Source organism: Aporhodopirellula rubra, assembly GCF_014192335.1.
Taxonomy (GTDB): domain Bacteria; phylum Planctomycetota; class Planctomycetia; order Pirellulales; family Pirellulaceae; genus Rhodopirellula; species Rhodopirellula rubra.
This window is the reverse complement of sequence record NZ_JACHXU010000007.1, coordinates 226,267-248,120: the sequence shown is the minus strand read 5'-3', so window position 1 is coordinate 248,120 and position 21,854 is coordinate 226,267. Positions and strand designations below refer to the sequence as shown.

20 protein-coding genes are annotated in these 21,854 nt (G+C 54.9%); 18 read left to right on the top strand and 2 right to left on the bottom strand.

Annotation, left to right across the window (positions count from 1 at the left end; translation table 11 throughout):
- Positions 1 to 13: 13 nt before the first annotated feature.
- Entirely contained in the window at positions 14 to 625 is a 612-nt protein-coding gene (locus FHS27_RS12010) for a bifunctional 4-hydroxy-2-oxoglutarate aldolase/2-dehydro-3-deoxy-phosphogluconate aldolase (protein WP_184305176.1), read from the bottom strand.
- Between the two features lie 136 nt (positions 626 to 761).
- On the opposite strand from FHS27_RS12010, the gene FHS27_RS12005 reads away from it, so the two are divergent.
- From FHS27_RS12005 to FHS27_RS11935, 15 genes are all read left to right on the top strand, one after another.
- Complete coding sequence (locus FHS27_RS12005) at positions 762 to 1,364, top strand: GntR family transcriptional regulator (RefSeq protein ID WP_184305175.1); 603 nt, start codon at positions 762 to 764, stop codon at positions 1,362 to 1,364.
- 48 nt (positions 1,365 to 1,412) lie between these two features.
- Entirely contained in the window at positions 1,413 to 2,546 is a 1,134-nt protein-coding gene (locus FHS27_RS12000) for an L-rhamnose/proton symporter RhaT (protein WP_184305174.1), read from the top strand.
- Between the two features lie 160 nt (positions 2,547 to 2,706).
- Positions 2,707 to 3,720, top strand: a complete 1,014-nt coding sequence (locus FHS27_RS11995) for a zinc-dependent alcohol dehydrogenase (RefSeq protein WP_184305173.1) — start codon at positions 2,707 to 2,709, stop codon at positions 3,718 to 3,720.
- 39 nt (positions 3,721 to 3,759) lie between these two features.
- Positions 3,760 to 4,524 carry a 2,5-didehydro-3-deoxy-L-galactonate 5-reductase gene (locus FHS27_RS11990; protein ID WP_184305258.1) on the top strand — a complete coding sequence of 255 codons (765 nt, stop codon included), beginning with the start codon at positions 3,760 to 3,762 and terminating at the stop codon, positions 4,522 to 4,524.
- A 50-nt stretch (positions 4,525 to 4,574) separates the two neighbouring features.
- Positions 4,575 to 6,053 carry an aldehyde dehydrogenase gene (gene aldA, locus FHS27_RS11985; RefSeq protein ID WP_246419601.1) on the top strand — a complete coding sequence of 493 codons (1,479 nt, stop codon included), beginning with the start codon at positions 4,575 to 4,577 and terminating at the stop codon, positions 6,051 to 6,053.
- A gap of 56 nt (positions 6,054 to 6,109) precedes the next feature.
- Positions 6,110 to 7,234: a mandelate racemase/muconate lactonizing enzyme family protein gene (locus FHS27_RS11980; RefSeq protein ID WP_184305172.1), complete on the top strand. Its 1,125-nt coding sequence runs from the start codon at positions 6,110 to 6,112 to the stop codon at positions 7,232 to 7,234.
- Between the two features lie 366 nt (positions 7,235 to 7,600).
- Entirely contained in the window at positions 7,601 to 8,899 is a 1,299-nt protein-coding gene (locus FHS27_RS11975) for a glycoside hydrolase family 117 protein (protein WP_246419598.1), read from the top strand.
- Positions 8,900 to 8,945: 46 nt separating this feature from the next.
- Complete coding sequence (locus tag FHS27_RS11970) at positions 8,946 to 9,953, top strand: ABC transporter substrate-binding protein (RefSeq protein ID WP_184305170.1); 1,008 nt, start codon at positions 8,946 to 8,948, stop codon at positions 9,951 to 9,953.
- 8 nt (positions 9,954 to 9,961) lie between these two features.
- Positions 9,962 to 11,500, top strand: coding sequence for a sugar ABC transporter ATP-binding protein (locus tag FHS27_RS11965; protein WP_184305169.1), 1,539 nt, complete (start codon positions 9,962 to 9,964; stop codon positions 11,498 to 11,500).
- A complete protein-coding gene (locus tag FHS27_RS11960) occupies positions 11,493 to 12,572 on the top strand; it encodes an ABC transporter permease (RefSeq protein ID WP_184305168.1) in 1,080 nt (359 codons plus the stop codon). Before FHS27_RS11965 ends, FHS27_RS11960 begins: the two co-directional genes overlap by 8 nt.
- Positions 12,569 to 13,519 carry a galactofuranose ABC transporter, permease protein YjfF gene (gene yjfF, locus FHS27_RS11955; RefSeq protein WP_184305167.1) on the top strand — a complete coding sequence of 317 codons (951 nt, stop codon included), beginning with the start codon at positions 12,569 to 12,571 and terminating at the stop codon, positions 13,517 to 13,519. The genes FHS27_RS11960 and yjfF overlap by 4 nt, the downstream gene beginning before the upstream one ends.
- A gap of 278 nt (positions 13,520 to 13,797) precedes the next feature.
- The gene (locus FHS27_RS11950; RefSeq protein ID WP_246419596.1) at positions 13,798 to 14,433 is read left to right on the top strand and encodes a CatB-related O-acetyltransferase; all 636 of its coding nucleotides are present in this window, start codon (positions 13,798 to 13,800) and stop codon (positions 14,431 to 14,433) included.
- Between the two features lie 51 nt (positions 14,434 to 14,484).
- Entirely contained in the window at positions 14,485 to 15,036 is a 552-nt protein-coding gene (locus FHS27_RS11945; RefSeq protein WP_184305165.1) for a dihydrofolate reductase family protein, read from the top strand.
- A gap of 24 nt (positions 15,037 to 15,060) precedes the next feature.
- Positions 15,061 to 16,200: a DNA alkylation repair protein gene (locus FHS27_RS11940; protein ID WP_184305164.1), complete on the top strand. Its 1,140-nt coding sequence runs from the start codon at positions 15,061 to 15,063 to the stop codon at positions 16,198 to 16,200.
- A 443-nt stretch (positions 16,201 to 16,643) separates the two neighbouring features.
- On the top strand, positions 16,644 to 17,300 hold the full coding sequence (locus FHS27_RS11935) for a YMGG-like glycine zipper-containing protein (RefSeq protein WP_184305163.1): 657 nt from the start codon (positions 16,644 to 16,646) through the stop codon (positions 17,298 to 17,300).
- Between the two features lie 23 nt (positions 17,301 to 17,323).
- On the opposite strand, the gene FHS27_RS11930 is transcribed toward FHS27_RS11935, so the two are convergent.
- Complete coding sequence (locus FHS27_RS11930) at positions 17,324 to 18,058, bottom strand: AraC family transcriptional regulator (protein WP_184305162.1); 735 nt, start codon at positions 18,056 to 18,058, stop codon at positions 17,324 to 17,326.
- 492 nt (positions 18,059 to 18,550) lie between these two features.
- Between FHS27_RS11930 and FHS27_RS11925 the strand changes: the two genes are divergently transcribed.
- Genes FHS27_RS11925 through FHS27_RS11915 form a run of 3 tightly spaced genes read left to right on the top strand, consistent with a single transcriptional unit; the run spans position 18,551 to position 21,824 of the window.
- Positions 18,551 to 19,597 (top strand): dihydrodipicolinate synthase family protein, encoded by a 1,047-nt coding sequence (locus tag FHS27_RS11925; protein WP_246419594.1) that lies wholly within the window; start codon positions 18,551 to 18,553, stop codon positions 19,595 to 19,597.
- Entirely contained in the window at positions 19,594 to 20,568 is a 975-nt protein-coding gene (locus FHS27_RS11920; protein WP_221225040.1) for a proline racemase family protein, read from the top strand. Before FHS27_RS11925 ends, FHS27_RS11920 begins: the two co-directional genes overlap by 4 nt.
- Positions 20,565 to 21,824: an NAD(P)/FAD-dependent oxidoreductase gene (locus tag FHS27_RS11915; RefSeq protein WP_184305161.1), complete on the top strand. Its 1,260-nt coding sequence runs from the start codon at positions 20,565 to 20,567 to the stop codon at positions 21,822 to 21,824. The genes FHS27_RS11920 and FHS27_RS11915 overlap by 4 nt, the downstream gene beginning before the upstream one ends.
- Positions 21,825 to 21,854 lie beyond the last annotated feature (30 nt).

Below are 21,854 nucleotides of genomic sequence, written 5' to 3'. Positions count from 1 at the left end.
CAAAGAGACGCCTCTAGAGTGATTGCACCGCATCGCGGGTGAGTCGTTGGATCTCTTCAAAGTTTTTGCTGCGGATGAGGTCTGGTTTGACCATCCAACTTCCTCCGCAGGCAACGACCGACGGAAGGCTGAGGTACTCGCCGAGATTGTCGACGTTGATGCCGCCGGTCGGAATGAATCGGATTTCGCCGTAGGGTCCTTGGAGAGCCTTGAGCATTTTGACGCCGCCGATTTGCTCAGCCGGGAAAAATTTGACAACGTTGATGCCGAGTTCAATTGCCGACTCCAAGTCCGTGGGGCTGGAGATCCCGGGGAAGATCGGCACCGCGTGATCGAGGCACCACTGGACCGTTCTCGGATTGAATCCCGGCGACACGATGAATTTGGCACCGGCGTCGACGACCTGTTTTGCCTGATCGGCGCTGTGGACGGTTCCGGCGCCGACGAGAAAACCCTCCAGTTCAGCCATTTTGGAAATCGCCGCGATCCCCGCGTCGGTTCGCAATGTGATCTCCGCGACCGGCAATCCGCCCGCGGTGAGGGCCTCTGCGAGCGGCAATGCGTCCTCGACGTTGTCGATGGCGACAACGGGAATGACTCGCAAACTCTCTATTTTATCAATCAATTTGTTTCTCCGGCGTTATCGGTCTTGGCAAAAACTCGATGGGCAATGACTTGTATTTCGTGTCCCCGTACGGTACGATGTTAACAATTAACAGACGGCATTCGGAAGGTGCCTGCTTTCAAAACTGAGTCGTAAGATGTCCATACAGCCTAAAACGGTACGAGAACAGGTTACCAACCAGATTCGCGACGACCTTTTGTCAGGACGTTTTGAAGCGGGGTCGATGCTACGCGAAATCGAATTGGCCAGTCGCTTCGGGGTCAGTCGTGGGCCCGTTCGTGATGCTTTCATTCAGCTCTCGCATGAAGGCTACCTGGCATACTACGCCAATCGGGGCGTCATGGTACGGCACCCACCCAATCCGGAAGACCGAAAGTTCATCACAGCAATTCGTCAGGATATCGAGACGCACGTTGTGCTGAAGGGCGCCTCACAAGTGACCGAGGAGTCGTTGAAGGTCGTCGAGGTGGCATTGGATCGACTCAAGGCGGCCTGTGATGCGGGCAAGGCAACCGTGATCGCACTGCGTGATGTTGAATTTCACGAATCTGTTCTGATCGCCTGCGGTGGCGATGACATGTTGGGTGCGTGGCGTCAACTTTGTTCGCGAATGCTGCTTACCTATACACGTCACGAAAACTACGCCCAAACGTATCGTGAACATTTTGAGATCTTCACGCCGTTGGCTGACAATGACGCGAAGTCGACTGTAGCGGCGATTCGAGCCAATATTCGATAGCGTCGTCCACGCTCACCCTCCCCACAATCTTTCCACCGGATACGGTACATGTTCATCGGTATTGCCGCCGCGCTCGTCGCGGGAACCATGCTCGGCCTTTACGCCCTCCCTGGTAAATATACCAGCGACTTTGAAGAAGAGAACAAGTGGAGTTTGTTCTTTGTGTTGACGATGTTTGTCGTGCCTTTGGTCGCAACGTTCTCGTTGATGAAAGGTGTCGGTTCGATCTATTCGGGGATCGATTCCGGCATTCTGATAACGATGATCATCTCCAGTTTTCTGTGGGGTGTTGGTGTGATGATGTGGGGCAAGGCGATCGATCACATCGGTTTGTCGTTGGGGTTTTCGCTGTTCATCGGGACCGTGATTTTGGTCGGCAGTATTTTGCCGCTTGGCATTGCCATTTCGAAAGGTCAGGCGTTGCCGTCGACGCCAGCGTTGATCGCGATTTTGTCGGGCATCGGGATCGTGTTGTTTGGAGTTCTTTCAAACGGTAAAGCCGGTTTGGCTCGAGAAGCCGACGAAGCAGCAATGAAAGCCGCCGAAGAATCTAGCGGAGATGTCAGCGAAACCGCGTCACCGAAGTCGTACGGGTTAGGAATCTCCATCGCAGTCGTTGGCGGATTGCTCGCGACCGGTTTCAACGTGGCGTTCACGTATGGCGCCGAGCCGCTCGGTAATGCGGTTGCTGCCAACGGGAACCCGAGCTGGATGACGGCGATGGCGGTCATGCTGCCGGTCTTTCTGAGCGGTGGTGCCGTGATGACGTTCTACTTCCTGTTTCAATTGTCGCAAAAGAAAGCGTGGGGCAAATTCAAGACGCCCGCGTTCGGTAAGAACTTTATTCTGATCTTCGTCATGGCGTTCTTCCACTACGCCGCATCGGCGATGTATGCGTTCGCCGCGGACAAACTCGGTGCGAACGGGCCGGTCGTGGTCTATGCGATCTTCAACACCACTTGTTTGGTCGTCGCCGTGGTCAGCGGTTTGTTGACGGGCGAGTGGACAAAAGCATCGCCCGCCGCTCGCCGTTGGTTGTACACCGGGTTGGCTTGTATGGTTGCCGGCGTGTTGGTGCTCGCATTCGGTCAAACGCTCGATCAGGCACCCGTCGCTGAACCCGTTGGCGACACGGTTGCCACGCACGACTCATTTATCATTCAGGACACGGCGGGCGTGTAAATACCACATCATTGTGAGGCATCCTTCCGGGTGGCCGGCCGTCGGACGCAGCATCTGATCGGTAGCGAATCATGCCGGAATCGGCGTCGCAGTTTGCCCTTACGGTTGTTGAAATTTTTTTTCAAATTACATCTCTCTTAAATCCACCATTTGACCTTCGATGAAATCAGCACAGTACAAAGGCGACCGAACCGTCGACGTCGGCACCAGCGAAGCGATCGCGCCAGCGGCCGGTGAGGCCCGTTTGGAAGTCGCTTATTGCGGCATTTGCGGCACCGACATTCACATCTTTCATGGTGCGATGGACCAACGCGTTCACATGCCGCAGATCATCGGCCATGAAGCGTCCGCAGTCGTTGCCGAGATCGGCGAGGGCGTGACGAACGTTGCAGTGGGAGATCGCGTTGCCGTCCGGCCACTGCACTTTGGTGAACCCGCGAGCTTCGACAAGGGGTTCCCTCACGTCGGAAAGAATCTGAAGTTCATCGGTATCGATATGCCCGGCGGCATGCAATCGTCGTGGACGGTTCCGGCGTACACGTTGCATCATTTGCCTGAGTCGATGGACCTGCAGCACGGCGCCATGATCGAACCCGCGGCGGTGGCCTGCCACGACGTTCGGCTGGGTGAAGTTAAGTCGGGAGAGACCTGCGTCGTGATCGGTGGTGGACCGATCGGACTGTTGATCGCGTTGGTTGCACTCGAAAAAGGTGCCAAAGTGATTTTGTCGGAGGTCAATCAAACCCGATTGGATCTTGCGGAAACGTTGGGGATCCAGGGCATCAATCCGATCAATGAAAACCTGCCCGTTGCGGTCAGCCGACTGACCGACGGAAAGATGGCGGACTGCGTGTTCGAGGTTTCGGGGTCCGCACCGGGCGTTGAAGTCATGACTGAACTTCCGAATGTCCGCGGCCGGATTGTGATGGTGGCGATTCACCCGCAACCCAAACCGGTCAACTTGTTCAAGTTTTTCTGGTCAGAGATCAAGATGATTGGTGCTCGGCTTTACGAGGAACAAGATTTCGACGAAGCGATTCAACTCGCCGCCAGCGGCAAGTTGCACTTGGACAAATTGATCACCAAGGTCAGCCCGCTCGATCAAGTTCAAGAAGTGTTTGAGGCGATCGATGCCAACCCTGACGGCATCAAGTATCTGATTCAGTGCAGCTAGAAGTTTTTCAAATCCCAATTCGTACCAACCCCCATGACCATTCTTCAACAATTTGACTTGACCGGAAAAACCGCTTTGGTGACCGGGTGCAAACGCGGCATCGGTAGAGCGATGGCGGTTGGCCTTGCTGAGGCAGGTGCCGACATCATCGGTGTGTCCGCATCACTCGAAACCGAGGGCAGTGATGTCGGTAATGACGTCACCGCATTGGGGCGATCCTTCCAGGGGTACCAATGTGATTTTTCGGATCGCGAAGCGGTGTACGCGTTCATCAAACAAGTCAAATCGGATTACCCGAAAATTGACATCCTGATCAATAACGCGGGGACGATCCTTCGCGCGCCCGCGGCGGAGCATCCCGATGAGTATTGGGACAAAGTCATGGAGGTCAATCTGAACGCGCAGTTCGTGCTCTCACGTGAGTTTGGAAAAGACATGGTCGCCCGCGGCAGTGGCAAAATCATTTTCACTGCGTCGCTGCTCACGTTCCAAGGCGGGATCACTGTGCCGGGTTACGCGGCTAGCAAGGGCGGCATCGGGCAGTTGACCATGGCGCTTGCCAACGAATGGGCAGGCAAGGGCGTTAACGTCAACGCGATCGCTCCGGGATACATCGCGACGGACAACACTGAGGCATTGCGAGACGACCCCGTTCGTAGCGAACAAATCCTGGCGCGAATTCCGGCCGGCCGTTGGGGCGATCCGGAAGACTTCAAGGGGCCTGCCGTGTTCCTTGCGTCGGACGCCGCGGAGTACGTTCACGGCACGACCCTGCTCGTCGACGGTGGATGGATGGGACGCTAGTCGTCGTTGGATAACCTTTTCTTCAAACTTTTTACCGAAACAGACCAACTATGTCATTGTCTATGAAGACGACCAGCGGCGGCATCGACAACTATCGCATGTTCATCAATGGCGAGTTTAAGGACTCGGTCTCGGGTGAAACGATCAACGTTGAGAGTCCCACCAACGAAGAGGTCATTTACACCGTTCCGAAGGGAAACACGGAAGACGCCATTTTGGCTTTGGAGACCGCGCAGGCGGCACAGAAAGCGTGGGCGGCAACACCTGCGGTAAAGCGTGGCGAAATTCTGGCGAAGTTTGCTGATCTCATTCGAGAGAACCGCGAAGAACTCGCGACGATTCTCGTCCGCGAAATGGGCAAAACCTACAGCTTGGCTCTGGGTGAGGTTGACGTTTCGGCCGACTTCATCAACTTCCCCGCTCAGGCGGCGCGACGTTTGGAAGGTGATATTCTCCCGTCGGATTTGCCGAACGAACACATCATGATTCACAAGGTTCCCTACGGTGTAACCGTCGGGATCGCCGCGTGGAACTTCCCGCTCGCTCTTTCGTGTCGGAAAATCGGTCCGGCATTGACGACCGGTAACGTCATGGTCGTCAAACCACCGTCGGTGACGCCGGTAGCGGTTCTCGCCCTCGGTGAATTGGCGTTGAAGGCGGGGATCCCACCGGGAGTCTTGAACCTCGTCACGGGCGGCGGTTCGACGATGGGGGAAGAGTTGGTCACCAACAAGATCACTCGCTTGGTAACGATGACCGGTTCGACGCCAACGGGGCAGGAGATCTTCCGCAAAGCCGCCGAACGATTGACGGCCGTGCGTTTGGAATTGGGCGGCAAAGCACCGTTTATTTTGTTGTCCGACGGCGATGTCGACAAAGCGGTCGAGGCGGCCGTGGTTTCGCGTCACCTCAACAGCGGCCAAGTCTGCACGTGTCCCGAGCGGTTCTACATCCACGACGCGGTCTATGATGAATTTCTTTCGAAGTACTGCGAGGCGGTCTCCAAGTTGACGATCGGTGATCCGATGGACGAAAGCACTGACATCGGACCGAAAGTCAACGCCCACGAAACAACGCAGCTCGAAAAGGTCGTCAACGCGGCAGTCGAAGCTGGTGCAAAGGTGGCTGTCGGCGGAAAACGTCCTGAAGGGCAACAGTTTGAAAAAGGGCACTGGTATGAACCAACAGTCCTGACCGAATGTACCAACGACATGGCCGTGATGAGAGACGAAGTGTTCGGCGTTGTCAGTCCGATCATGCGGGTCAGCAGCTACGATGAGGCTCTCGAATTGGCCAACGACAGTGATTTCGGCTTGGCGGCGTTTTTGTTCACACGCGACATGCGTTTGATTCAACGAGCCGTCCTCGAGCTAGAGTTCGGCGAGATTTACGTTAATCGTCCGATGGGGGAACAGAGGCAAGGGTTCCACAACGGACACAAACTCAGCGGCACCGGTGGTGAGGATGGGAAATATGGCATGGACAATTATCTAGAGAAGAAGACCATGTATGTGAATTTCTCTGAGTAGTCGAACGGAAATTGTTTACACTTCGCGCACCTGCTTCTAACCAACCACCCATTACGATGAAAATAGAAAAAGTCGAAACCGAGCTCTACCACGTTCCGCTCGCCAAACCCGTTGTCGATGCGATTCACGGCGTGCAACGTGAGTTCTCATTGATCGTCGTCAAGATCACTACCGACGACGGTGCGACCGGGATGGGCTACACGTATAGCGTCGGCAAAGTGGGCGGAACCTCGATCGCCACGTTGGTCAAAGACAACCTTGTACCGTTGTTGATCGGCGAAGATCCACGGCGGATCGAACATCTGTGGAACAAGATGTGGTGGGCGTTGCACTACGTCGGGCGTAGCGGGATCGCTGTCTTTGGGTTGTCGGCCGTGGATACGGCGTTGTGGGATTTGAAAGCACGCCTCGCTGACGAGCCGTTGTGGCGTTTTCTCGGTGGGCATGACAACAAAGCGGAAGCTTATGGCGGCGGCATTGATTTTGACATGACGATCCCACAGCTCTTGGACCAAACCCAAGGCTTCCTGGATGCGGGGATCCGAGCGATCAAAATCAAGATCGGCCGTGATTCAATCGCGGAAGAATGCGAACGCATCGCCGCAATTCGCGAGTTTCTCGGCCCCGATAAGAAATTGATGGTGGACGTGAACATGAAGTGGAGCGTTGAGAAAGCACTCCGCGCGGTTCGTGCGTTCGAGAAATATGATCTTCACTGGATCGAGGAACCCACGATCCCGGATGACATCGAAGGCAACCGCCGCATCGAGATGGAAGGACCGATTCCGGTCGCGACGGGAGAGAACTTGCACTCCATTTATGAGTTCAAAGAAATGATCTCGCGTGGAGGAGTTTCGTTCCCCGACGCAGATATCTCGAACCTTGGTGGTATCACCGCATTGATGAAAGTCGCCCACATTGCCGAAGCGTACAACCGCAATCTGACGACGCACGGAATCCAAGAGATGCACGTGAGTTGTCTGGCCGCGATTCCCAACGCGTCGTTGTTGGAGATTCATGCATTTCGAATTGACGATTTCTTGATTCATCAACTCGAGATCAAAGACGGATACGCGTACGCGTCGGATCGACCGGGCCACGGAGTTGAAATCGACTGGGAAAAGATCTCCTGTCACCGAGTCGCGTTCTCCGACGAATGTGTTTTGGCGCCAACCTATTGATCGTGTCTGTTCGTGACCGGTGGCCCCCGTTCGCGGAGGCCGCCGCGTTTGTCGAACGGTCTGATTGAGGGCGTTGGAGCGAGAGCGGCGTGACTCGAATTGCGAACAAGGTCGACCGAGTTTGCATGACGTAACCGATCGGCTTGGTGTTACCGAACACGCGTGGCCGGGCAAGGATTGTCGAGCTATACGCGGGGTGAACGTTCGTCGCCAAATCGGGCTTTCCTGTGATTTATTTCGTGGCTTGCGTTGAGGGCTGAATCCCGTGTGACTCTTCTCGAAAATGCGACGTTATTAGCCGACGTACGGTGGCGCGTCTAAAACGCGACTTTGTTGACTTCCATTTCCATTGTTGACGAGCATCCGATGATTGTCCGAATTGCTTTCTTGCTTCTGCTGTTTTGTTCGGTGATGGTTGCGGGTGGCATCGCAGACGAACCGGTGGAACAGACGCATGAATTAGGCGTCTTTCCCTATGGCAATGTACCGGCGGAGAAGCCAAACATGCCGCTCAGTGCGGCGATGCAGCGTGTCTACGATGGCACGTACACGGGGGTGGATTGCGCGAGCAACGAACTCTTCTCGCGTTTCAAGTACACGCCGCTAGAAGGTTTCGACTATCACGGCCATGACGGGACCGTTTCTCGACGCGACGCGACGAAAATTATCCGTGCAAACGACAAGTACTACGTCTGGTACACGAAGCGTCATACCCCTACGCCTCCAAATTATGACGGTGGCGCCAACGAAACGATCCCATCTCGAGATTGGGATTTGTCTGAGATTTGGTATGCCACCAGTGAAGACGGGTTCAAGTGGGAGGAACAGGGTGTCGCGATCGAGCGGATGGAGAAGCCGCGGGCAGGTTGGCGTTCGGTTTCAACGCCCGACATCTTGATCTGGAAAGGTAAATACTACCTCTATTACCAAGCCTACCTGTTTATGCCAGGGAGTCGCGAATCCAGTGGTACCAACGGTGATGACTGCCCGGTGTCCGCTTCGGTCGCGGATTCGCCCGACGGCCCATGGACACCATCAAACAAAATTGTCGTTGAGAATGGACCTCCGGGATCGTGGGACCAGTATGTGATCCATGATCCTTACCCGCTAGTCCGCGATGGGAAGATCTATCTGTATTACAAAGGCGAGATGGGTGGCACGCCTTTACCGGTTCGTGCACAGGGGCTCGCGATCGCCGAACATCCATTCGGTCCGTTTGAGAAACACCCGCTCAATCCTGTTATTAACTCAGGCCACGAAACGTCACTGTTTCCGTTTCGCAGTGGGCTCGCGGCACTGGTCAGCCGACATGGACTCGAGCACAACACGATTCAATATTCTCCCGATGGCGTCAATTTCGAAGTTGCCGCAATCACCGGTTTGATGCCGATCGCGCCAGGAGCCTATGTGCCCGATGCGTTTACGGATACCAAAGACGGCCGCGGTATCACGTGGGGGCTTTGTCACTTTCGCAATCTCAAACGTGATGAAGGGAAGAGCCACAGTATGCTGGCACGCTTCGACTGCGATCTTAGTCTCGACGTAAACGACATCGAGATGAAAGAAAGTGATATCTTTAATGATCCCGAAATCAATTTCAAATTCGGGCTCAGCGAACAGCAACGCAAACGTATCGAAGCGGCCGCCCGCAATCCTTCGCGATAGTCGACCGTTCCCCACCGATCCCCCTCCTCGCACCGAGAGAATCTCAATGAGTTTGACCACTCGACGATCCTGCCGATTCGCCGCCGTTGCTACCCTGTCGCTAATGTTTTTGTTTGGTTGTAGTTCTAAAACCGACACGGCTGGGACAGGGGAAGGTTCCGGTGCCGATGGGGCTGGCAAACCCGTAATCGGTTTTGTGCAAACGGGCTCCGAAGGTGATTGGCGTAAGGCTCACACTGAATCCGTTCGCGAGGCAGCCGAGGCGGCCGGTTATGAACTCCGGTTCGCAGATGGGCAGGCCAAACAGGAGAACCAAATCAAAGCCCTCAGCTCGTTCGTGGCTCAGGGCGTCGATGGAATCATACTCGCGCCGTTGGTGGAAACGGGTTGGGATAACGTTCTTGAAAAAGCGAAGAAACGTAACATCCCTGTTTTGATTCTCGATCGCCAAGTCGACGTCAAAGATGATTCACTGTATGTCACTTACATCGGCGCGGACACTTACAATGAAGGCCGTCTCGCGGCGGAGTGGTTGATCGAGAAAACAGGCGGTAAGGCCAAAGTCGTTGAATTGCAGGGCACGCCGGGAGCCTCGCCAACGATCAATCGTTTTAACGGTTTTCGTGATGTGATCGGCGATCAACCAGGAATCGAAATCATTGCCTCGCAAAGTGGTGACTTTCGTCGATCGAAAGGCAAGGAGGTCATGGAAGCGTTCTTGAAAAAACACGGCGATGAGATCGAAGTCGTTTACGCACATAACGATGACATGGCAATCGGTGCCATTCAGGCGATTGAAGATGCGGGTAAAAAGCCCGGCGACGATATCATTCTCGTTTCAATCGACGGGGTTCGTAGTGCCTTCGAGGCGATGGTGGAAGGCAAACTGAATTGCACCGTGGAATGCAATCCGTTGCAGGGCCCGATGGCCTTTGAGGCGATGGGGAAAATCCTCGCCGGCGACATCGGTGACATGCCGAAAAAGCAGATGATCAAAGATGAAGTTTATGAACGTGAGACCGCGAAAGATGTGATCGGTTCACGAAAATACTAGGTCACGACATGGCTGAGTCGGAGCTACTGGAGATTCGCGACCTGCGAAAAGGATTTCCGGGGGTGCAGGCGCTCGCCGGCGCTGACTTCCGTGTGCGGCGCGGTGAAGTTCATGCCCTGATGGGAGAAAACGGAGCGGGGAAATCGACCCTGATCAAGGTTCTCACGGGGGTTCATGAACGCGATGGGGGTGAAGTCCGGTTGGATGGGAAGTCGATTCACCCTCGCGCACCGGTTCAGGCGGAAGCTCTCGGGATCAGTACGGTTTTCCAGGAAGTGAACCTGATCCCCAATTTGACCGTGGCTGAAAACATTGCGCTGGGACGGCAACCACGACGTTTCGGATTGGTGGACTGGCGTGCCGTTCGTCGTTCTGCACGTACCGCGATCGAGCGACTCGGTTTATCGCTCGATGTGAATCGTGAGTTGTGTTCGTACTCCGTTGCGACGCAGCAAATGATTGCGATCGCGCGAGCCATCGATCTGGACGCAAAACTGCTGATTCTCGACGAGCCGACTTCGAGTCTCGATGAAAAAGAAGTCGAAGAGCTGTTTGCGGTGATGGATCGGTTGCGGAACCAGGGCCTCGGCATTGTGTTCGTTTCCCACTTCCTGGATCAGGTGTACCAAATCTGCGACCGGATCACGGTGTTGCGAGGCGGGCAGCATGTCGGTGAATACGTTACCTCGGAATTGCCGCGGATCGAACTGATCGCAAAGATGCTGGGCAAGGAGGCGAGCGATGTGGAATCGATGGAAGCGGCCACGGCGGCGGCACACCATCAGGATGCGGCGGCGATCTCAAACGAATCGGATGAGCAACCTGTTTTGCAAACCAAACAGTACACGCGGCGAGGCGCGATCCAGCCTTTTGATCTGACCGTTCGCAAAGGTGAGGTTGTCGGCCTCGCTGGCTTGTTGGGGAGTGGACGTACCGAGATTGCACGCTTGCTGTTTGGTTTGGATTCACCGACCGACGGAACGTTGACCGTCGACGGCGTCGAGCGATCAGGGTGGACGCCACGCCGAGCCATCGATTCCGGGATTGCGTTTTGTCCCGAAGATCGAAAAGTCAATGGTGTAATTGCGGAGTTGTCCGTCCGAGAAAACATTGTCCTTGCGATGCAAGCGAGTCGGTCGTTGTTGCGAACGTTGCCGATGAAAAAGCAACTCGCGTTGGCGAGGCACTATATCGATGCGTTGCAAATCAAAACGCCGTCGACCGAGACCGCCGTCGGGACGTTGTCAGGTGGGAATCAACAAAAGGTTCTTCTGGCACGTTGGCTAGTAATGAATCCGAAATTGATCATCCTTGATGAGCCGACACGAGGAATCGACGTGGGGGCCAAGGCGGAGATCGAGTCGCTCGTTGCGTCGCTTCGCCGTGACGGAATGTCCGTCGTGTTTGTGTCGTCGGAACTCGACGAAGTCGTCCGAGCGTGTCAACTAGTCGTCGTTTTGCGTGATCAAAAAGTCGTGGGCGAAGTCAGCGGCGACGACCTGCAGGAGCATCGGATTATGGAGATGATCGCGAGCAGCCATGACTGACCACAGCGTTCCATCGACGACCGCCGAGGCAATTCAACCGTCCGAGGCATCGAATCGCATTTCGGTGATCCGTTTGATGGGTTCTCGGTTGGTTTGGCCGTTGGTGAGTTTGGCCGTCGTGTTGGTCTTCAACGCAATCTTCATCCCGTCGTTTTTCGCCGTCGAAGTTCGCGACGGGGCGTTCTACGGGAGCTTGATCGATGTGCTCAACCGTGGTTCGATCGGCATCATTCTTGCGATGGGCATGACTCTCGTGATCGCGACCGGCGGCGTTGATTTGTCGGTCGGTTCCGTGATGGCAATCTCGGGGGCCGTCGCAGCGTTGATACTTACCGAAACGCAGTTGGGGATGTGGGCAGTCCTGCCGTGTGCGTTGTTGGTTGCCGTTCTAGCAGGAGCGATGAACGGCGTCTTGGTCGCCTATTTAAAAATTCAACCGATCATCGCAACTTTGATTTTGATGGTCTCGGGTCGTGGGATCGCCAAGTTCATCACTGGTGAAAAGATCATTACGATCGGCGACGATTCGTACAATTACTTTTTCGATTTCATCGGCAAAGGACACCTGTTCGGACTGCCCTTCACGGTGACGATCTTCTTGTCATTGTTCGTGGTGACGGGGCTTTTCGTTCGGATGACGTCGTTGGGGTTGTTCATCGAATCCGTGGGCGCGAACGAGACCGCGAGTCGTGCCAGCGGGATTGCCGATAAATGGATTAAGATCGCGGTTTACATCTTCGCGGCATTCTGTGCCGTGATCGCCGGGTTGATCGACAGTTCCAATATCAACGCCGCCGACACGATGAACGCGGGTGTGTTTACGGAACTCGATGCGATCTTTGCCGTGGTCGTTGGCGGTACCGCGCTGACCGGTGGGCGTTTCTCACTGACGGGATCCCTAATCGGTGCGGTTCTGTTGCAGACGTTGATGACGACTCTCTATACCTATGGGGTGCCTTCCGACGTCGCCCCCGTTCCTAAGGCGATTGTCATCGTTGCCGTTTGTCTGCTGCAGTCGCAGGTTTTTCGAACGCACGTTCGGCGGTTGTTCGGAAAAGGGGCGAAGAGATGAAGTTGATACCCAAGAAATGGATTCCGCTGTTGACGACTGCGGCGGTGTTCGTGTTTTTGTTTTCCGCCGCGTCAATGCGGTTCGAAGGTTTCGCATCCATGTACGTGGTCGCGGATCTGTTTTCTGAGAACGCGTTTTTGGGTATTACCGCGATCGGTATGACGCTTGTGATCCTATCCGGCGGGATTGATCTGTCGGTCGGGTCGGTGATCGGATTCACATCGATATTGGTTGCCACGCTGATTACCGATCACCAAATGTCGCCTGTGTTCGTGTGGAGCATTGCGTTGGCGCTCGGGACGGTTTTCGGTGCTTTGATGGGGGCGTTGATTCACGTGTACCGCCTTCCCGCGTTCTTGGTAACGCTCGGCGGATTGTTTTTGGCACGTGGGATGGCGTTTTATGTCAAGCCGGAAGCGGTGCAAATCGATCATCCGGTTTACGATCGTCTCGGTGATATTGCGATTCCCATTGGCGGAGGAGCCGAGTTAGGAATTGCGCCGCTGATCTTTTTAGTTTTGTTCATGATCGCGCTCGTGGTAGCCCACTACACGCGGTTTGGTCGGAACGTCTACGCGATCGGTGGGGATGAAGAATCGGCCGTGCTGATGTGCCTGCCGGTCGGGCGGACGAAGGTTTGCGTTTACACGATCAACGGATTCTTGTCCGCGCTGGCGGGAATCACGATGACGCTGTACATGGATTCTGGGAATCCAATTAACGCAACTGCACTGGAACTCGATGCGATCGCCGTCGTTGTGATCGGAGGTACGCTGTTGACCGGCGGGGTTGGGTACATTGCCGGCACGATGTTGGGGCTGCTGATTTACGCGACGATCTATCAAATCACTTTCTTCGCCAGTCTCCGGTCATCGATCGCAACGATCGCAATCGGTGTGCTGTTGCTGGGGTTCATCGTTCTGCAAAAAATGATCCATCGAGACTGAACGTACGGGCGGCTCGCTCAGGCGGCAAAAGATGCAATTGGTTTGCCGATCCCGTGAACCTGAACTGGTGAACGATGCTCCGTAGTCGTTGGGCGTGCATTCAGTCCGGGTGTGGGCGGTTAGGGCGTGACCATTTGATCAGACACTGCGTCATCTCGTCGGCTTCGCCATAAATATCTGGGAGCGGTGTCTATGTTGGTGAGCCGCACGGTGCACTCGATCGCAGAAAGGAGTTTGGTGGAACGATGCCGAATTTGGATCCAAAGAAAAGACACCCCATGGTGATGCCGGACGGAACGGTGATCAAACAAGTGGTGCAGTTGAAACCGGTGATCGACCACCCGCGAATTGAAGTCGGTGACTTCAGTTACTATCACAATTTCGCGGTGCTCGATGATTATGCAACAGCGATCGCTCCCTATCTGTTTCCGCTGAGTCCCGAGAAATTGGTCATCGGAAAGTTCGTGCAGATCGCTCATGGCGTGCGGTTTATCACGGATTCGGCGAATCATCAAACGTCCGGTTTTTCGACCTATCCTTTCTCAAATTTTATGATGACGGCGGAGACCTCTCGCGAAGACGTCATGGCGATGTTCGAGGTGGCAAATCGCAAAGGTGACACGCGGGTGGGTAACGACGTTTGGATCGGGATGGACGCGGTCCTTATGCCGGGCGTTACCATTGGTGATGGAGCGATCATTGGCAGTCGGTCTGTTGTCGTTAAAGACGTCGAGCCGTACACGGTCGTTGGGGGCAACCCGGGACGAAAATTAAAATCTCGCTTCTCCAAAGAAGTAATCGAAGCACTTCTCCAGATCAAATGGTGGGATTGGCCGGTGGAGAAAATCGAAGAGAATCTCGATGCGATCACAGGTGGTGACCTGGGAAAATTGCTGGCGATTGAGAAGACCTGACGATATCTCTCTCGTGGCTAGGCTGAAGAGTTTTTAAAGGAATGCGATTCGATGACAGCAATTTGTTCCGTATTTATCGCGACCAGTTTTGATGGGTACATCGCCCGCAAAGACGGATCGCTTGATTGGCTCGACGAAGCCAACGCAACGGTGCCCGCAGGTGAAGATTGCGGATACGACGCATTCATGGCTTCAGTGGACGTTCTTGTCATGGGCCGCAATACCTACGAAAAAGTATTGTCGTTTGGGGCTTGGCCGTACGGCGAGCATCGCGTGATCGTTTTGAGCCGAGATGAAATTGTGTTTCCGGCGGAGATTCCTCAGTGTGTGACGCATTCGTCGGAGAGTCCCGAAAAGCTGCATCGGAGATTGTCCGAGGAAGGTGCAAAACGCATTTATGTCGATGGAGGGGAAACGATCACACGTTTCCTCCAGGCCGGATTGATTGACGAATTGATCGTCACGGTGATTCCCGTTTTGATTGGCTCGGGGATTCCCCTCTTCGGTAATTTTACCGAGGATAGAAGACTGGTTCACCGGAGCACGAAGGTATTCGAATTTGGTTTCGTGCAATCGAGATATGAAGTTATCTCGTCGAGTTAAACAGCGATAGGAAGCAGACACGCGATGGCTAACGACACACCGGGGGCTGGATTCAGCCTGAAGGATCAATTGTTCAATCGCGACCGCGTCGAGTACCTCGCATCGTTGTTTCATCATGCCGATTGTCAGTTTGAACGAACGGCCTTTGTTCGAGCGACGATGAAAGGCCTCACGGATCTCGAGCTGAAACAGCGCATTGTTCATATTGCCAGCACGCTCGAAAGGTTCGTCGCTGACGACTACAAGCTCGCGGCAAAACAGATTGTTGACATGCTTCCGCCACCACTGGATCCGACGAAAACGGATGACGATTTTGGTGATTTTATTTTCGCACCGCTCGGAGAATTCGTTGTCCGAAACGGATTGGAAAAGCGTCATCTTAAACTTTCCCTCCGCACACTGAAGGCACTCACGCAGCGGTTCTCGATGGAAGACGCCATCCGAGCATTCATCAATCGGTATCCTGCCGAAACGATGAGTGAGTTACAGAAGTGGGCCCTCGATTCGCATTACCACGTTCGTCGTTTGGCGAGTGAAGGAACGCGTCCCCTGTTGCCGTGGTCCAAGAGGCTCGAAATTGAGACCACTGCCGCGATGCCAATTCTCGATCAGTTGCACTCCGATCCCACTCGTCTGGTCACGCGATCCGTGGCCAACCACCTCAACGATATTGCCAAATCGGACCCCGCCGCGGTTTTAGCCGCACTGAATCGATGGAAACGGCAAGGCGATCAAGCGGAGGAGGAGCTGCGTTGGATGAGTAAGCATGCACTTCGGACGTTGGTGAAACAAGGGAATCCCAAGGCGTTGAAGTTGCTCGGATTCCGATCCAACCCGGCGATCGAAGTGTCTGAGTTTTCCATGGCACGTCAAGCAGTTAAGCCAGGAGAAGCGATCGAATTCGCGTTTGTTTTGCAGGCCCAACGCGACGAGGCGTTGATGATCGACTATGTCATCGATTTTGTGAAAGCCAACGGCAAACGGTCTTCCAAGGTGCATAAGCTCAAACAGGTGGAAGTGAGTCGAGGCAGCACCACTGAGTTGCAGAAACGGCATGTCCTACGAGCAAACGCGACGACCTACACACTCTACCCAGGAACTCACCACGTGACTCTGCAAATCAACGGCAAGGCATTCGGTCGCGAGTCGTTTGAGCTGCTGTAGTCGGGGCCGTTTGCACAATTCGTGAACCCGCCTGTTTGCTCCCGCAACCGCGTGCTATTGATATGAGCTTTTCTTGGTAGATCGCCTCTGGTCGCAGTGGCAGTCTCGGGGACAGGTGAGTTATGAATGTCCGCTCACGACGGCATACTCAATGACAACGGAGCTATCACCATCCAAAGTCAGCGTCAAGTTACCGCGAGAAGCGGTGCTGGCAAAATGGCTAGTTGAGTCCTCATTGAGGAAATTGTGAGTGAGATCACAAACGCAGCCAGTTGATTGGATGAACGGTGGACGTGCTCGAATCACGAAAGTGTCTAGACCGTCTGCGGCCGTTGCCGAATGGAAGCGATGTCTCACGGCGAAAACTGAAGCGATCAACCTTGTTTTTTCGCATCTCGCTGTGTTGGATCAGTAAGCCACATCCCCCCGATGTTGAGGTGACTATGTCAACGGAATTGAAACGCAAACAAATGTTCGGTTTGTCGATGACGGCGATCGGTTTGTGCATGGCGGCCGGATGCCAAACGACGAATCACACGCAGCACGACGCGGCGGTGGGAACGTTTTTAGGTACCGCGGCAGGTGCGGTCATTGGGCATCAATCCGGACACGCAGGCGAAGGTGCGTTGATCGGCGCGGCCACGGGTGCCGTCGCCGGAGCCTTGGTGGGTGATGCGAAGGATGCTCGTGAGGAACGCGATGCGGCTCTTCGCCAGGTAAGCTATCCGGCATCGGAATCCGCGTTGTCAAACCTCGATCTGATCCGGATGGCGCAATCTGGGCTTGGGGATCACGTCATCATCAATGCGGTGCAAACACGCGGAGGCTCTTTTGATTTGAGCCCTGACGGTTTGATCGATTTGAAGGCCAATGGAGTTTCCGACGGAGTGATCGTTGCCGTTCAGTCGGCGTCACAGCAGAGTTACGCGATGGCGCGGGCCGAGGCGTCGGCAACTTATGTTTCGCCGACCTATGTCACTTCACCGCGCAGCGTATTTGTGGTGGCACCTCGCCCGGCTGTCCGCGTTGTTGCTCCGGTTCGTCACGCCCCTGTCGTGCGTGGGCGTGCGGGACGGTCTTCGCTTCATTTCCGCTTTTGACGCGACCACTTCAAGGCACGCGGTTACTGATTCGTTCGAACGGCGCGGTACTCGCGGGGTGAAAGTCCCGTGGCTCGGCGGAATTGGCGAGTGAACGCGCTCTGGTCGGAGTATCCGGATTCCAATGCGATCGTCGCGATGGAATGAGATGTTTCGGCCAACAGGTTTTCCGCCAAATCGATGCGGGCTTTCATCAGCCATTGTCCTGTGGTGATGCCAAAAATATGACGCATGCGACGATCGAGTTGGTACCTCGACATCTTTGCGATCGAGGCGAGTTTTTCGACTGACGGCGGTGAGCTCAGGTTCTTCTCTGCATGTTCGAGAGCCGCGGCGATGTGGGAGTATTCGTCGGTTTCATAGTTGGGAAGACGAAGGTCTTGAGAAATACCAACGAGCCCGACGACTTTGCCGGAACTGTTTTTCAGTGGCAGCTTTGTGGTGATGCACCAACCGACGATTCCGGAAGAATACAAATGCAATTCTAGTTGAGCCAACAGCGGTCGTCCGGTTTCGATCACCCGCTGGTCTTGATCGGTGTAGCGTTGGCCGAGTGGTGGTTGCAGCAATTGTTCGGCGGTGCGGCCGATAACGTCTCCTTTGTCTCGCACACCACTTCGTTGAACGAGCGTCTCGTTAACGACGAGATATTCGCCCGACGCGTTCTTAATGAAAAACACGCTGTCGGTGAGGTGGTCAAACAGTTCTTCGCCGGTGAACGGTTCGGGAAGTTGGCTGAGAATCTCTTTGATCATCATGGTGGCTCCATTTGCGGAGTGTGCGCGTTTTAGAATTCGCTGTCCACGCGGACGACGCTCGCTCGACTGGTTTCAACGGGCCACCGGTTCGCGATCTACGATCGCTCATCAGAGTCAGCGAGATAGCCAGTCAGAGGCCGGTGCGATTGGGAAAAATTTGTTTGACCGAACGTTCGAGTAATCATCCAACGCAAAAGCGATCAATAAGTCAAGCGAAAAACGTTGGAAGGTGATGTTCCGTCGCCAAACAGAACGCCAACGGTCGATTTTCGAACGTGGGCTGTCGGTCTCAGGTTATGCGTTCGCAATGGCGTGGAATGGCAGGCTCAAGGATGAGGGTTGTGAATTCTTGCAAGGCTTCACAGGCAAGTTGTCGTCCGGTCTAATTGTGCGCGTTTTTGTGTTGGTGGCTTCGGTGGTGCCAAGAAGAATTTTATGAGAGCGTCTAATATTTGGGTTGGGTCACGATCGTCTGGGTTTTGTCAGCGCTGAATGAACCCGTTAAAACGTGGATCCGGAATTCGTTCGAATCCTAAACCGATCCCTTACGACGCTCTGTGGCGTCGACTACTCGATAGCCTGGAGATGTGTGTGTTTGAAAGTTCAACGATTTTTCGCGGTTGCATCCCTGCCCTGATGACGCCCTGTGACGCTAGTGGCAAACCTGACTTTGACGCCCTCGTCCGGAAGGGACGCGAGTTAATTGATTTGGGAATGCGAGCGGTTGTTTACTGTGGCTCGATGGGTGACTGGCCACTGCTCACGGACGCACAACGCCAAGAAGGTGTGCGGCTATTGGCCGAGGCGGGGGTGCCGGTTGTTGTCGGCACCGGCGCGCAGAACCCACAACTCGCTGCCGATCACGCGGCCCACGCGAAGAAAGTGGGTGCAGCCGGTTTGATGGTGATCCCACGCGTATTGTCACGCGGGATTTCACCGGCGGCGCAGCGAGCCCACTTCGCCGGGATTTTGAAGGCGGGCGAAGACTTACCATCGGTGATTTACAACAGCCCCTACTATGGTTTTGAAACGAAGGCGGATTTGTTCTTTGACCTGCATCATGAATTTTCTAACTTGATCGGATTCAAAGAGTTTGGTGGAGCGGCTTCGCTCAGTTACGCCTCTGAATTCATCACCAGTGGCAATCCTGCTCTGACGTTGATGGTGGGTGTCGATACTCAAGTCTTCCACGGCTTTGTTCGTTGCGGCGCGGCCGGTGCGATCACGGGTGTCGGCAACGCGTTGCCGACGCAGATCTTGCGACTGGTCGAATTGTGTCAACAGGCCGCCGCCGGCGATGTGGAAGCCCGCCGACTTGCCGAAGAGCTTGATAACGCTCTCGCGGTGCTGGCGAAGTTCGATGACGGACCGGACTTGGTGCTCTACTACAAACATCTGATGGTGTTGGAGGGCAACCCGGAATATGAACACCAAATCAACTCGACGGACGTGCTGAGTTCATCACAGCGTGCGTTCCTAGAAGGGCAGTGGCGACTCTTTCGCACGTGGTGGGACAATTGGTCTGGGAGGGCATCTTGAACGAAATTCGATTTATTGACACTCATACCGAAGGCGAACCGACGAGAATCATCGTCGAAGGCGGTCCCGACGTTGGTGGCGGACCGATTCGCGACCGGGTCGCCCGTTTTCGCGAAACGTCCGATTGTTTCCGCCGATGCGTCATTCATGAGCCTCGAGGTTGGGACGCGGTTGTGGGAGCATTATTGTGCGAACCGACCGATCCGACCTGTGCCAGTGGTGCGATCTTTTTTAACAACGCTGGTTACTTAGGTATGTGCGGTCATGGCGCGATCGGCGTTGCCGTGACCCTTCACCATCTCGGGATGGTGGGACTCGGGAAGCATCGGCTTGAAACATCTGTGGGCGTCGTTGAGTTTGATTTGCTGGGGCCAAACGAAGTAGCGATCGAAAATGTGCCGAGCTACCGTTTTCGTTCTTCCGTGGCGGTCGACGTCGAAGGAATGGGGACAGTCGTAGGCGACATCGCGTGGGGCGGAAACTGGTTCTTTCTCATCGGCGAAACTCCTGCGGAGCTCTGTTTGGAAAATGTGGACATCCTGACCGACGCGGCGGCGAGAGTTCGAGATTCGTTGCGGGCTCATGGCATCACGGGCGAAGATGGCGCGGAGATCGATCACGTTGAGTTCTTCGGGCCGGCGCATTCAGACGATGCCGACAGTCGAAATTTCGTCTACTGCCCCGGTGGACAATACGATCGGTCGCCGTGTGGAACCGGTACAAGCGCCAAGCTCGCGTGCTTGGCGGCGGACGGCAAACTCGATGAAGGTGAAATTTGGATTCAGGAAAGTGTGATCGGCAGTCAATTCAGTGGAAGTTACAAGCGGATCGATGCCGATAAAGTTGTTCCGACGATCGTCGGTAGTGCGTTCGTTTGTAGCGAAGGGAAATTGATTCGTCACGAATCTGATCCTTTCAAGAACGGTATTCGTAGTCCTCGTCGTCACACGCCCATGGAAGGTGAGGTATGACCATGCCTGATGCTCGTGGTTCGGTGGTCGTTGTCGGTGCGGGGACGATCGGGATTGCGTGCTCGCATTATCTTGCGAAGGCTGGTTTGAAGGTCACTCTGATTGACCGTGGTACGGTCGCCTCGGCGTGTTCGCATGGCAATTGCGGATACATCTGTCCGAGTCACGTGCCGCCTCTGACCGAACCTGGTGCTTTTGCGGTTGCGATGAAGTCGCTGTTGAACCCGCAGGCGCCTTTTCGAGTGAAGCCTCGAATGAGTCCGGCGATGTGGAATTGGATGTGGCAGTTCGCCCGTCGTTGCAATCATCGTCAGGTTCTCTCCGCGGGGAAGCATTTGCAGTCGATCCTTGACGCGTCGATGGCCGAATACCGGAATCTGATTGAAGAAAACTCGATTGATTGTGAGTGGAAAGAGGATGGGTTGCTGTATGTCTTGCGTACGCAACGCGGGATGGATGCGTTTGCCAAATCGGACCAGATGCTGACGAAGGAGTTCGGAGTGTCGGCCGACCGGATCGAAGGCGATCAATTGTCGGAATTTGATCCGGGGTTGAAGTCGGGGTTGGCGGGGGCGTTTCATTACACCGGTGACACGTCGGTTCGGCCGGACAAGCTGAACCGTCAGTGGGGGGAGCTCTTACGCAGTTCAGGAGTCACGATCCACGAGAACTGTGAACTGACGTCGGTGTACAAGGAAGCCGGACGGGTCAAACATCTGTCGACGACGCGAGGTGACTTGGAAGCCGAGCACTTTGTTTTCGCCATGGGAGCGTGGAGCACACGTTGGTCCGACGCACTGGAGTGCCGCGTTCCGGTAGAACCGGGCAAGGGTTATTCGGTGACGATGAAGCGATCGGAGCCGTTGCCGAAGCATCCAATCCTTTTCCCGGAGCATAAGGTCGGTGTTTCGCCATTCGACGAAGGTCTGCGACTCGGGTCGATGATGGAATTTGCTGGCTACGACACGTCGATTGATGGTCGGCGGATTCAGCAATTGCGAGATTCGGCACGTCCATACTTGGTCGCGTCGGTCGATGGAGACGCGGAAGAGACTTGGTATGGATGGCGTCCGATGACTTGGGACAGTCTGCCGATCATTGGTCCGACAAAAAATCTGCGTAATGCGTTTCTCGCGACCGGTCACAACATGCTAGGACTGAGTCTGGCACCCTCAACGGGACGATTGGTTGCCGAGTTAGTGACGGGGGAAGATACTCATATTGACGCGTCGCCTTATTCGCCTTCACGGTTTTGAACGACGTCGTCTTGCCGAGTCCGCTTCCTC